15 protein-coding genes are annotated in these 12,223 nt (G+C 28.1%); 14 read left to right on the top strand and 1 reads right to left on the bottom strand.

All coding sequences use genetic code 11. The features are described from left to right. Positions 1-8: 8 nt before the first annotated feature. From E0D94_RS00680 to E0D94_RS00630, 11 genes are all read left to right on the top strand, one after another. Entirely contained in the window at positions 9-542 is a 534-nt protein-coding gene (locus E0D94_RS00680) for a spore maturation protein (RefSeq protein WP_130805397.1), read from the top strand. 59 nt (positions 543-601) lie between these two features. Continuing rightward, entirely contained in the window at positions 602-1,534 is a 933-nt protein-coding gene (locus tag E0D94_RS00675) for a S66 peptidase family protein (protein ID WP_130805396.1), read from the top strand. Next, on the top strand, positions 1,527-2,702 hold the full coding sequence (locus E0D94_RS00670; protein WP_130805395.1) for a M20 metallopeptidase family protein: 1,176 nt from the start codon (positions 1,527-1,529) through the stop codon (positions 2,700-2,702). The genes E0D94_RS00675 and E0D94_RS00670 overlap by 8 nt, the downstream gene beginning before the upstream one ends. Before the next feature lie 69 nt (positions 2,703-2,771). After that, entirely contained in the window at positions 2,772-3,566 is a 795-nt protein-coding gene (locus E0D94_RS00665; RefSeq protein ID WP_130805394.1) for an MBL fold metallo-hydrolase, read from the top strand. Between the two features lie 15 nt (positions 3,567-3,581). Next, positions 3,582-4,847, top strand: a complete 1,266-nt coding sequence (htrA, locus tag E0D94_RS00660) for a serine protease HtrA (protein ID WP_207289578.1) — start codon at positions 3,582-3,584, stop codon at positions 4,845-4,847. 107 nt (positions 4,848-4,954) lie between these two features. Continuing rightward, the gene (locus E0D94_RS00655) at positions 4,955-5,122 is read left to right on the top strand and encodes a CxxH/CxxC protein (protein ID WP_130805393.1); all 168 of its coding nucleotides are present in this window, start codon (positions 4,955-4,957) and stop codon (positions 5,120-5,122) included. Positions 5,123-5,164: 42 nt separating this feature from the next. Beyond that, positions 5,165-5,644: a 23S rRNA (pseudouridine(1915)-N(3))-methyltransferase RlmH gene (gene rlmH, locus E0D94_RS00650; RefSeq protein ID WP_130805392.1), complete on the top strand. Its 480-nt coding sequence runs from the start codon at positions 5,165-5,167 to the stop codon at positions 5,642-5,644. Between the two features lie 53 nt (positions 5,645-5,697). Further along, a complete protein-coding gene (locus E0D94_RS00645) occupies positions 5,698-6,525 on the top strand; it encodes a class I SAM-dependent methyltransferase (protein WP_130805391.1) in 828 nt (275 codons plus the stop codon). A gap of 167 nt (positions 6,526-6,692) precedes the next feature. Next, the gene (locus E0D94_RS00640) at positions 6,693-7,136 is read left to right on the top strand and encodes a 2-thiouracil desulfurase family protein (protein WP_130805390.1); all 444 of its coding nucleotides are present in this window, start codon (positions 6,693-6,695) and stop codon (positions 7,134-7,136) included. 408 nt (positions 7,137-7,544) lie between these two features. Beyond that, positions 7,545-7,820, top strand: coding sequence for a hypothetical protein (locus tag E0D94_RS00635; protein WP_130805389.1), 276 nt, complete (start codon positions 7,545-7,547; stop codon positions 7,818-7,820). A 21-nt stretch (positions 7,821-7,841) separates the two neighbouring features. Beyond that, positions 7,842-8,495 (top strand): pentapeptide repeat-containing protein, encoded by a 654-nt coding sequence (locus tag E0D94_RS00630; RefSeq protein WP_130805388.1) that lies wholly within the window; start codon positions 7,842-7,844, stop codon positions 8,493-8,495. Positions 8,496-8,742: 247 nt separating this feature from the next. Here E0D94_RS00630 and E0D94_RS00625 read toward each other — a convergent pair whose 3' ends face one another. Continuing rightward, positions 8,743-9,117, bottom strand: a complete 375-nt coding sequence (locus tag E0D94_RS00625) for a hypothetical protein (protein WP_130805387.1) — start codon at positions 9,115-9,117, stop codon at positions 8,743-8,745. 161 nt (positions 9,118-9,278) lie between these two features. Between E0D94_RS00625 and E0D94_RS00620 the strand changes: the two genes are divergently transcribed. The 3 genes from E0D94_RS00620 (at position 9,279) to E0D94_RS00610 (ending at position 11,965) form a co-directional block, all read left to right on the top strand. Further along, positions 9,279-10,385 carry a C45 family autoproteolytic acyltransferase/hydrolase gene (locus E0D94_RS00620; RefSeq protein ID WP_130805386.1) on the top strand — a complete coding sequence of 369 codons (1,107 nt, stop codon included), beginning with the start codon at positions 9,279-9,281 and terminating at the stop codon, positions 10,383-10,385. Between the two features lie 11 nt (positions 10,386-10,396). Further along, on the top strand, positions 10,397-11,284 hold the full coding sequence (locus tag E0D94_RS00615) for an AraC family transcriptional regulator (RefSeq protein WP_130805385.1): 888 nt from the start codon (positions 10,397-10,399) through the stop codon (positions 11,282-11,284). Positions 11,285-11,380: 96 nt separating this feature from the next. Then, positions 11,381-11,965: a helix-turn-helix domain-containing protein gene (locus E0D94_RS00610; RefSeq protein WP_130805384.1), complete on the top strand. Its 585-nt coding sequence runs from the start codon at positions 11,381-11,383 to the stop codon at positions 11,963-11,965. The last annotated feature ends 258 nt before the right edge of the window (positions 11,966-12,223 follow it).

The raw sequence follows: 12,223 nt of genomic DNA, 5'->3' as shown, positions 1-12,223 counted from the left end.
GGATACATATGTTTGTTAAAATAATGGAAACAATTTCTATATATGCAATACCTTTTATTTTGCTTTTTATACCAGCCTATGGATTTTTTAGAAAAGTAAAAGTATATGAATCATTTACTGAAGGAGCAAAAGAAGGTTTTTCTACTGCAATTAAAATAATACCTTATTTAGTAGCAATGCTTGTAGCAATAGGAATATTCAGAGCATCAGGAGCAATGGAACTATTTACAAAAGCATTAAGCCCAGTAACTAAACTTATAGGGATGCCAGGAGATGTATTACCTATGGCACTTATGAGACCACTATCCGGTGGAGGAGCTTCAGGAGTAATGAATAGTTTATTTGAAGCACATGGACCAGATTCTATTATAGGTAGAATGGCTTCTATTATGATGGGTTCCACTGAGACTACATTTTATGTGCTTGCAGTATACTTTGGTGCAGTTTCTATAAGAAAAACCAGACATGCGTTACCAGCAGGGTTGATAGCAGATGCAGTAGGTATAATAACAGCAGTAGTGGTAACAAATTTAATGTTTTAAATGAAATAGGGCTTCGGTCCTTTTTTATTGTATAGAATCTTAATAAGGAGGGTGTAAACATGATAAAACCAAAAGCTTTAAAAAAAGGTAGCACAATAGGATTAGTTGCTCCAGCAAGTTATGCATTAAAGAAAGATATAAATAAATCTATAAAATTCCTAAAAGGATTAGGATTTAAAGTGAAATTAGCAAATAATATTTATTCGAAATATTATTGTTTTGCAGGAGAAGATGAGGATAGAGCAATAGGAATCAATACTATGTTCAAAGATAAAGAAGTAGATGCTATATTCTGTATAAGAGGTGGATACGGAGTTCATAGAATTCTAGAAAAAATAGATTATGAAATGATAAAAGAAAATCCAAAAATATTTATGGGTTATAGTGATATAACAGCTCTACACATAGCTATAAATAATAATTCTAATTTAATAACATTTCATGGTCCTATGACAGTAAGTGATATGAAAGATGTCCTAGATGAATTTTCATTTAAGTCTTTAGAAGAGATACTTATGAGTGGTAAAAATGAAATAGAAATAATTAATCCAAAGGATGACAAAATTAAAGTATTATCTAAAGGCAAAGCATCTGGAATACTCACTGGAGGAAACTTAGCACTTATAACTGGTACAATAGGAACTCCTTATGAAATAGATACAAAAGATAAAATATTATTTATTGAAGACATTGGAGAATATACATTTAAAGTTGATAGAATGCTAAGACAAATAAAACTTGCAGGGAAATTAAATGTTCTTAAAGGTATAATTTTAGGAGATTTTAATAATTGTATAAAGGAAGATGATGGAGATCAGAGTCTTATGGAAGTGTTTGAGGAGATGTTAAGTCCTTTAAATATTCCTATAGTATATAATATAAAATCAGGACATTGCACTCCAAATATTACATTACCACTTGGAGCAAAAGTAGAAATAGATGCTGATAATTTAAAACTAAAAATAATAGAACAGGTAATAAGTCATGAATAATATAATAAAGAAATCCCAAGATATAAAGGGTTGGTTAATAGATATAAGAAGAGATTTTCATATGCATCCAGAACTTGGTACAGAAGAATATAGAACTCAAGATAAAATATGTAATATATTAGAAAAGTTAAATATTGAATATAAAAAAGGGATTGCAGATACTGGAGTAGTAGGTATTATAAGAGGTAATTATAAAGGAAAAACCATAGCCCTTAGAGCAGATATGGATGCTTTACCTATAGTTGAAAGAAATAATGTAGAATATAAGTCTAAAATAGATGGGAAAATGCATGCATGTGGACATGATGCACATGTGACAATATTACTTGGTGTAGCAAATATATTAATGGAAATGAAAGAGGAGATAAAGGGGAATATAAAACTTATATTTCAACCAGCAGAAGAAACTATAGGTGGGGCAGAACGAATGATAAAAGAAGGTGTAATGGAGAATCCAAAAGTAGACGCAGTATTTGGTCTTCATATGGCTCCAGAAATACCTGTTGGAAAAATAGGTATAAAATATGGAAAAATGAATGCATCATCTGATACATTAAATATACAAATTTTTGGTCAAAGTACACATGGCGCTTATCCCCATAGTGGAGTTGATAGTATTGTAATAGCCTCTCAAGTTATAAATGCACTTCAAACTATAGTGAGTAGAAAAGTAAGTCCTATTGATTCAGTAGTAATATCCATAGGACAAATAAATGGAGGAACAGCTAATAATATTATTTCAAATTCAGTTAAAATGAAAGGCACACTTAGAACGTTATCACCTAAAACTAGAGATATGGCTATTAAGAATATAAAAGATATAGTAGAAAATATTCCAAAAACAATGGGAGGAAAAGGAAAATTTATAAGGGAAGAAGGATATATGTCTTTAATAAATAGTGATAACATGGTAAACTTAGTAAGAGAGAGTGTAAATCAGTTATTAGGAGAAAAAAATGTTATAAGAATAGATAGTCCTAGTCTTGGAGTTGAAGATTTTTCATATTTTTTAAAAGATACAAATGGTGCATTTTTCAGACTAGGATGTAGAAATGAAGAAAAAGATATAATATATGATGGACATAGTGATAGATTTGATATAGATGAAGACTCTTTACCAATAGGAGTCGCTATACAAGTTTTAAACGTAATAAAATTTTTAAAATAAAAATATATTCATCACATATTCATCACAAACCTAAGATAAAATAAATATTGTAAATACGGAGTGATATAAATGAGTTTAAGATTTTGTTCAATAGCTAGTGGGAGCAGTGGCAATTGTCAATACGTAGAAACAGATAAAACAAAGATAATAATAGATGCTGGATTAAGTGGCAAAAAGATACAAAATGGTTTATTATCAATTGGTGCAGACCCAACAAAATTAAATGGTATACTAGTTACTCATGAACATAAAGACCATATAAAGGGAGTAGGAATATTATCTAGAAGGTTTAATATCCCAATATATGCAAATAATAATACTTGGGAAGCTATGAAAGAGTATTTAGGTAAATTAGACGAACAAAATATTAGAATAATTGGTAGTAACAATAGTTTTGAAATAGGAGATATAAATATAGATAGTTTTAGCACAAGTCATGATGCAGCTGATTCTTTAGGATATAGTTTGAATCATAAAAATAAAAAGGTAAGTATAGTAACGGATACTGGAATAATAACAGAAAATATAAAGTCAAAAATCAAAGATTCAAACTTATTAATGTTGGAATCAAACCATGATATTCAGATGTTAAAAATAGGAAGCTATCCATATTATTTAAAGAAAAGAATACTATCTCAAGATGGTCATTTATCAAATGAAGATGCAGGAAATTTGATATCAGAATTATTTTTAGATAAATTTCAAAGAATATTTTTAGGACATTTAAGTAGAGAAAATAACTTTCCTGAGTTAGCATATCAAACAGTTGTTAATATAATGACTGAAAAGGGTATAAAGCTAAACAAAGACATACAATTACAAGTAGCAGATCGCCATCACCCCACTGAACTTTGTATAGTTTAATAAGGAGGAAAAATTATGAGTGATGAATATAACAATAATGAACATAACAATGATGAATACACCAACGAAGAATATAACAATGAAATTAAACAAGAAAAAAGAGAATGGCACAGTCCAATGGGTCCTACTAAAGAAAAACAAGTAATATATAAAGAGAAGAAAAGTAAAGGTGGATTTTTTTCTTATATGTTAGTAGCTTTAGTGGCAGCTCTTATTGGAGGATTTGTTGTAGCATATGTTGCTCCAACATATTTATATGGCAACATTATACCTTATCCTGAAACAAATGATGGTAATACAAATAAAACAGGAAATGAAACTATAAAAATAAATACCAAAGATGATATTAATACTGTTTCAGCAGTAGCAAAAAAAGCAATGGATTCAGTAGTAGGGATTACAACTACAACTACCCAACAAAATTTCTTTGGAAATGAAGTACCACTTCAAGGTGTAGGATCAGGAGTAATAGTTGATAGTAATGGATATATTCTTACAAATTCTCATGTAATAGATGGTGGTAATGCAGATAAAATAACAGTTCAATTTGCAGATGGTTCAAAAACTAATGCAAATGTATTATGGCAAGATTCAACACTTGACCTTGCTATTATAAAGGTTAATGAAACTAATTTACCGGCAGCAGAGTTAGGAAATTCAGATGAACTTATAGTAGGAGAGCAAGCAATAGCAATAGGAAATCCATTAGGACTTCAATTTCAAAGAACAGTAACTTCTGGAGTAATAAGTGGTTTAGATAGAACTATATCTTCTGAAAATGTAATGATGGAAAATTTAATTCAGACAGATGCATCAATTAACCCTGGAAATAGTGGTGGTGCATTATTAAATAGTGAAGGAAAAGTAATAGGAATTAACACAGCTAAAATTCAATCAGCAGAAGGACTAGGTTTTTCTGTACCTATAAATATAGCAAAACCTATAATAGAACAAGTACTTTCTGATGGAGAATTTAAGATGGCTTTTATAGGAATAAATGGATTAGAAGTAGATAAATATGAAAAAGCTTTAGGATTAGATATACAAGCTGAAAAAGGATTTGTAGTTATAGAAGTAGTTCCTAATTCACCTGCTTCAAAGTCAGGGCTTCAACAAAATGATGTATTAACTAAAATCGGTGATACTGAAATTACTGGATTTTCAACACTTAGGAAAGCTCTATATAATTATAAACCAGGCGATAGTGCAGAAATGGAAATAATAAGAAATGGTAAGACAGAAAAGATAAATATAAAATTTGACAAAGCACCAGATGAATAAAAACAAAAGACTTGGCAAAATTTTGTCAGGTCTTTTAACAATATAATTATTTTTATGAAAATAGGTTATAATATAATTAATATAATATAAATTACTGGAGTGATTATATGTATGTTGTATGTAATGAACATTTAACTGAAGCAATAGATGACTTTGTAGATGTATATGAGCAGCCACCAGATATATATGAATTAGATAGCGTATCTTTTACAGATTGGATAACTCCATCTAGATGTGATAAATGTGATAAATTACCAAAATATTTAGTAGTTTAATATTAATATCAATACCTCCATAGAGGACAAGCAGGTGAAATTATGAACATAACAATAATATCGGTGGGAAAGATTAAAGAAAAATATATAAATAGCGGGATAAAGGAATTTACTAAAAGATTATCAGCATATTGTAAGCTTAAAATAATAGAAGTAAAAGACGAACCCACAAAAGAAAACATGACAGAATCAGAAGAAAATATTATAAAGAAAAAAGAAGCAGAAAAAATCATTTCAAAAATTCCTAATGGGTCTTATGTAATAACACTATGTATAGAAGGTAAGGAGTTATCATCAGAACAATTGGCTGAAAAGCTAGATAGTTTAGCTCTTACAGGGAATAGTAATATAACTTTTATAATAGGTGGATCAGTAGGGTTGCATGACGAAGTAATAAAAATAAGTAATATGAAATTATCCTTTTCAAAAATGACATTCCCTCATCAATTAATGAGACTTATACTATTAGAACAAATATATAGATCATTTAGAATTAGTAGAGGAGAACCGTACCATAAGTAGTAACAAACAAAAATGACTTTAGTGGGATATTATTCACCAAATAGGAGGAATATATGTCAAAAATAAAAGGTTTAGAAACTACATTTAACTCTGAGTACCTTAAATATGATAGGTATCGTCCTACTTATGTTAAGGAGCTATATGATGATATTTTTGCTACAAAAGAAATAAATCAGTCATGTAATGTCCTAGAAGTAGGTATAGGAACAGGACAGGCTACATTACCAATACTTGAAACAGGTTGTAATTTGACTGCAATTGAATTGGGTGATCAATTAGCAAAATTCTCTAAAGATAAATTTAGTAATTATGAGCATTTTAATATTAAAAATGTAGCATTTCAAGATTTTGATTGTCCTTCTGACTCATTTGATCTTATTTTTTCAGCAACTGCTTTTCATTGGATTCCTGAAGAAATAGGATATACCAAAGTATTTGATATGTTGAAAAGTGGTGGTGTTTTTGCCCGATTTGCAAATCATCCCTATAAAGATAAGAAACGCCCAAATATACATATTCAATTTCAAAAGATATATGAAAAGTATATGCCTAATTCATTGGGAGTAGATGAATATAGCGATGAAAATGCCAAATATATATCTAATATAGCATCTAAATATGGATTTGAAGATTTAGGATATAGACTTTATCATAGAACAAGAGACTTTACAGCAGATGAGTACACATCATTATTAGGCACCTATTCAGATCACATTGCTATTGAAGAAGCTACAAGAATGAAATTCTTTGATGAAATAAGAGAAGTCATAAATAATAACGGTGGTATTATTACTATATACGATACTATAGATTTACAACTAGCTAGAAAACCCCTGCTGAAGCGTATAATGAATAGAAAAAGGATACACTCTTCATTATAATTTTAGTATAACATATGAAAATAGAATAAAATTGATTATTGTATAGTAATTTTATTACAATTGCTATACAATTTTTATATCGATTAGTTAATGGAAATCGGTAGATATGTTAATGTAGTTTATATTTTCTAATAATATTAAATCTTAATAAGAAGGGATGTAACAATATGTATTTAGTGAGCGCTTGTTTAGCAGGAGTTAATTGTAGATATAATGGCAGTAATAGTACCAATGAAGCTATACAAGAATTAGTAAGAGAAGGAAAAGCTATTGCTATTTGCCCAGAAATAATAGCAGGATTACCAATACCAAGAGCTTGTTCTGAAATTATTATTGATGAGGATGGGAATAGAAAAATAGTAAGTGAAGTTGGACAAGACTTTACTAAAGAATTTATTGAAGGTGCACAAAAAACTTTGGAAATTGCTAAAACTATTGGTATTGAAAAAGCAATATTACAATCAAGGAGTCCATCATGTGGGTATGGTCTTATATATGATGGAACATTTTATGGGAAACTTAAAGCAGGAAATGGTTTAACTGCAGAGTTGCTAGTGGAAAATGGAATTGAAGTATATACCGAAAATGATTTAGAGAAATTATCAATATAAGCATAACTTCTTAGTAAATTCAAATTATAAGATAGATTTCATATAGAAAAAAGATAATATATAAGAATAAAAAAGTTATGTATTTAGTTAAGCATGGTGAGCCGTACCACAAGTAATGGTAGTTTTTGTTTAGAGTTTTGTTAGGATCACATACAAGGGTTTAAATCACATTAGAAATGCACCATATTTTCTATTAAATGGTTAATGTGGCATAATTCGTACAGGCATTTACAATTTGATATAGATAAAGCTCAAAATATATCAAGGTTTGAAAAGGTTCAATTAAATGATATAAAATTAAAGAATTCAAAAATATCTAGAAAAAAATAATGAATAAAATCCAATTAGTGCAAGACAAGGGAGTACATTAGCAGGATATTTGTATGGTTTAGGATATGTAAATAATAAATGGAATGCGTCACATTCAACTATGAGGCTGTAAATTTAGACAGTAATAATGAAATTAAATTTGAGAATATTAAAATTTACATATTATTTCATAATACAAAGAAGTTAAGTAATCTATCAAAATTATGGATTAAAGAATTAAGAAAAATAGATAATGATTTTGCTTTTAGTAATAAAGAGGTCTTTGATGATGCTTATGAACTTTATATGAAAAAACTAAAACTAATTATAGACGTATATGAAAGTAAGGATATTTCTTTTAAGTTAAATATATAGGAGAGATTAGGGGGTTATGTAATGGACAATAAGCAAAGAAAAATTAAAATAGAGAAGCCAAGATCATCAATGCATATAAGAAGTAATAGGAAAATTTCTGATATTTTTGATGAAGATGTATTTGAAGATATGCTTATATCAGATTGTACAATAAGTAATCTCATTGCTAATAAAGTATCATTTAATAGGGTTATTTTTAAAAGAGTAATATTTAGTGAAGTTATATTAAATTCTCTAGATGTTACTGATGTAAGATTTGAAAACTGTGATTTGTCAAATGTAGATTTTAGAGGAGCTATTGTACATAGAGTCGAATTTGTTAACTGTAAACTAATGGGTTCAAATATTAGCGATGGAACATTACAGAACGTATATATAAAGGGATGTAATTTTAACTTTGCTTTTATGAAATTTATAAAAATGAAAAAAGTTATATTAGAAGAGTCTATGTTTAAAAGTAGCAATTTTCAAAATAGTAAGCTTGAAAAAGTTGTATTTAAAAAGTGTGATCTAAGACTTAGTCAGATGTCAGGAACAAGTTTATCGGGAATAGATCTTAGTGATAGTAAAATTGAAGGTATAGGTGTTGGTATAGAAGATGTCAAAGGAATGATTATTTCACCTATTCAGTCGTTGTACTTTACAAAACTATTAGGTGTTTTAATCAAAGAATAATAAATATATTTACCAAGGATAGTTAATAACAAATATCATATAACATAAATGTATCACTATAGATATTTAATAGGTGTACTTTTATTTGTAAGGGTAAATAGTGATAATTATCATTAACTTTCTCAATAATTTTATTTACTTTAAAAAATCGCCAATAGTATAGATACTCTGAGCCTTATCACAAGTAATGGCGTTTTTTTATATAATATTGTTTAAAATTCTTGTATAAATATCTAAGGACTAGTAGTTATAGTTTCTTCTCAATAAGTTGAATTTGTTTTTTTATTGATTCAAGTTGTTCAGAAATATCACTGTTATTATTGTCAGATTCGAGGGTAGAACTCTGAGCACTTATTGTTAAAATTGTTTGCCCTACTAATTGTAAAAAACTACCTAGGGAATTTTGTTGATTTATATTTAATCTATTAGCAGTAATAAAACCTAAAATAGTAGCTAAAGCAGTAAATTCATTAGGACCTAATGAAAAAAAGCAATCTTCAATACTAGTTGAATTAGAAAATTTATGTGAATTACAACTCTGGTTTTCCAAGTGTTTATTATTTGATTGGATTGAATCTATTTGATTCATTAATATATCTAGAAGATTATTATAATCATTCATAAAACCTCCCTCCCATATGATTATATATACATATTATGTTCTGATTTTAGTTTATGTGCAATAGCGATATTTAATAAAATTTAAATATAGCAGAAAATATCAAAAAATATTTCTCCATAAAATATATACTATAATTAATAATAGTATAGGAGGTTAGACATATGATTATAAAGGGGTATTATAATAAATTAGAGGGGAGTCACTATGAGATTGGCAAACAGATTGGAAAAGTAATCAGAAGTAAATCAGAGTTATTAAAACAATATATTTCTGAAGAAAATTGTTTAGAGAATACTGTGTTAGAAGAAGTGATATCATTACTAGATCAGTATTGTCCTAATATTAATGAAGAAATACAAGGTTTTTGTGATGAATTGAAAATTCAAAAAGGGCAAGTGAAATATTATCAAGAGTCCTATATGTATACTGGATGTAGTCATGGGATGATTCCTTATACTAGAACAAAGGATAAATGCACTTATGTATATAGAAATTATGATTTTACCCACTTAGCTGATGATATGAGACTTTGCTCAGTCCATTCTCATGAGAAATATAGTCATATTGGCTTTTCCATAGGACTATTTGGGAGAAGTGAAGGGATGAATGAAGAAGGGCTTTGTATAACATTTTCAGCTTGTGGAACACCTGTTGGATCATTATCATGGTTGAGAAAACCTGCAGTTACAGGATTACAGTTTTGGACAGTTGTAAGGAGTGTGCTTGATAACTGTAAAACAGTAGAAGAAGCTGTTGATTTAATTCAATCTATGCCTATTGTATCAAATAGCAATTTTTTACTGACTGAACCATCAGGAAAATCAGCCTTAATACAAGTATTTGATGGTGTAAAGGATATAATATTTGATAATAACCAAGATGCTAGATATACACTTTTTGCTACAAATCATGAAGTTATTAAATCTTCTTCTAGATATGGGAGTCCAAAGGTATATAATTCAAAGCATCGGTATAATACTTTGAAAAATTATATGTTTCAGCATGATTTCATAGATATAGAGGAATTTAAGACATTTTTCCATGGGAAATATCCGAATGGTTTAAGTGTGCATTATTACGAACAGTTTTTTGGGACATTAAGATCTGTTATATTTAACCTAACAGATAGGTCACTTGAATTTTGTTATGGATCACCATGCTACAACAATAAAGTTAAATTAAGGTTTGGTGATGACCTTCCCTTTAGTGAGATCAATGTTAATATAGAGTCAGAATTAAGTGATCGAGACTTTTGGAAGTTAATATAAAGGGGCTTATTATGAGATATGAAAATGATATAATTAAAGTAGTTAATTATATAGAAAAAAATTTACAAAATGATTTATATGTAGAAGAATTAACTTCTAATATAGGTTATTCGTACTATCATTTTAGTAGAGTATTTTATTCAGCTACAGGAGAAAAGCTTGGTGACTATATACGAAGAAGAAGATTAGCAGAGGCATCTATTAGACTCATTGAAACAAATGATTCTATATTGATGATTGCTTTAGATTATCAGTTTCAATCTCAAGAAGCATTTACAAGATCGTTTAAGAAAGTTTTTGGCATAACTCCTAAAGAATATAGAATGAATGGTGTTAAATCAATTTCAAATACAAAATTTGAATTAAATAAGGATCGATTAAATCATAGATTCTATAAAATTGATTTAAAGCCTGATATTGTTAAAATTACTGAAGATAAATATCTTATTGGTTTAGAAAAATCATTTACAATTAGAGAAAATATAATCCCAAATATTTGGGATATTTTTCTATCTAGATTTAAGGAAATAAAAGATTCTATAAATGAAAATATTCTTTATGGAATGACGATTGCTAATTTTGATATAGATTTTGCGAAGTTTAATGAAAACACAAAATCAAAACATTTTGTTGGCGTGGAAGTTAAAAGATATAGTGAGCCACCTTTAGGTATGAAAGTGGAAAAAATCAATAAAGGATATTATGCTGTGTTTAGATATAAAGGATCAATTAAAAACATAAGAAATACTTATGAATATATTTGGGGAACATGGGCAAAAAATTTAAAATATAATCTTAGAAAAGATCATCAAATTGAAGTATATGATCAGGAGTTTTATGATTATGATGATGAACGCAATATAATTAAAATATATATGCCCATAGACATTGAAGAATAGTAAGAAACATTAAATATAATAAAAAAAGCATACTCTACGATTCGTTTATTGAACTAAACTCCTAAATAGTTTAAATTAATATAAGAGGTGAGCTAAATGGATTGTAAGAAAATTGGTAAATTGATATATCAATTGAGAAAAGAAAAAAACATGACACAAAAACAAATTGCAGATGCTATGAACATAAGTGATAAAACAATAAGTAAATGGGAGCGAGGACAAGGATGCCCTGATATTTCTTTAATTCCAGAACTAGCACAGATACTAGAGGTAAGTATTGATGGAATTTTATCAGGTGAAATAAATTTAAACGAACTAGTAGGAGGAAATATGAATAAATTAAAGTTTTATGTATGTCCACGATGTAATAATCTAATGACAGCTACAGGAGATGCAACTATATTATGTTGCTCAAAAAAATTAAAATCATTAGAAGTAAAAAAAGCAGACAATGAACATATGCTTGAAATAGAGCCTGTAGAAGATGAATTATATGTAAATTCTAAACATGAGATGAAAAAGGAACATTACATTTCTTTTATAGCCTATGTTAGAGGGGATAGAGCTCTTGTTGTAAAGCAATATCCTGAATGGAATATGGAATTTAGATTTCGTAAACAAGGTCATGGCAGATTATATTTTTATTGCATAAATGATGGATTATTCTATCAAACAATATAAAATAATAAATTCAATTAAAATAAATCTAATGGAATGATTTAGCTTAACTAGATAAATATATAAGATTATTAGAAATGTAAAAATAATAGGAAAAGGACAAGGAGACAGGTACATTAATCAGGATATTTACTGTAACTTAAAATAGTATTATCATTAACTTAAGTATATAAAAAGCACCATTATATCTGTTATGGTGAACTGTACCATAAATATGAAAATAGGTAAGTTCTATTATAATATATAAAAATTGTATAGTAA

It is taken from the genome of Senegalia massiliensis (assembly GCF_900626135.1).
Lineage (GTDB): Bacteria > Bacillota > Clostridia > Tissierellales > SIT17 > Anaeromonas > Anaeromonas massiliensis.
The sequence above is the reverse complement of the archived record's forward strand: the minus strand, read 5'-3'. Positions and strand labels throughout refer to the sequence as shown.

Excerpts from the sequence above, each read along its gene's own strand:
- E0D94_RS00675 (WP_130805396.1), top strand. The coding sequence starts at position 602 with ATGATAAAACCAAAAGCTTTAAAAAAAGGTAGCACAATAGGATTAGTT.
- E0D94_RS00630 (WP_130805388.1), top strand. The coding sequence starts at position 7,842 with ATGGACAATAAGCAAAGAAAAATTAAAATAGAGAAGCCAAGATCATCA.
- E0D94_RS00665 (WP_130805394.1), top strand. The coding sequence starts at position 2,772 with ATGAGTTTAAGATTTTGTTCAATAGCTAGTGGGAGCAGTGGCAATTGT.
- E0D94_RS00645 (WP_130805391.1), top strand. The coding sequence starts at position 5,698 with ATGTCAAAAATAAAAGGTTTAGAAACTACATTTAACTCTGAGTACCTT.
- E0D94_RS00655 (WP_130805393.1), top strand. The coding sequence starts at position 4,955 with ATGTATGTTGTATGTAATGAACATTTAACTGAAGCAATAGATGACTTT.
- E0D94_RS00635 (WP_130805389.1), top strand. The coding sequence starts at position 7,545 with ATGGAATGCGTCACATTCAACTATGAGGCTGTAAATTTAGACAGTAAT.
- E0D94_RS00680 (WP_130805397.1), top strand. The coding sequence starts at position 9 with ATGTTTGTTAAAATAATGGAAACAATTTCTATATATGCAATACCTTTT.
- E0D94_RS00670 (WP_130805395.1), top strand. The coding sequence starts at position 1,527 with ATGAATAATATAATAAAGAAATCCCAAGATATAAAGGGTTGGTTAATA.
- E0D94_RS00610 (WP_130805384.1), top strand. The coding sequence starts at position 11,381 with ATGGATTGTAAGAAAATTGGTAAATTGATATATCAATTGAGAAAAGAA.
- E0D94_RS00625 (WP_130805387.1), bottom strand. The coding sequence starts at position 9,117 with ATGAATGATTATAATAATCTTCTAGATATATTAATGAATCAAATAGAT.
- rlmH (WP_130805392.1), top strand. The coding sequence starts at position 5,165 with ATGAACATAACAATAATATCGGTGGGAAAGATTAAAGAAAAATATATA.
- E0D94_RS00615 (WP_130805385.1), top strand. The coding sequence starts at position 10,397 with ATGAGATATGAAAATGATATAATTAAAGTAGTTAATTATATAGAAAAA.
- E0D94_RS00620 (WP_130805386.1), top strand. The coding sequence starts at position 9,279 with ATGATTATAAAGGGGTATTATAATAAATTAGAGGGGAGTCACTATGAG.
- E0D94_RS00640 (WP_130805390.1), top strand. The coding sequence starts at position 6,693 with ATGTATTTAGTGAGCGCTTGTTTAGCAGGAGTTAATTGTAGATATAAT.
- htrA (WP_207289578.1), top strand. The coding sequence starts at position 3,582 with ATGAGTGATGAATATAACAATAATGAACATAACAATGATGAATACACC.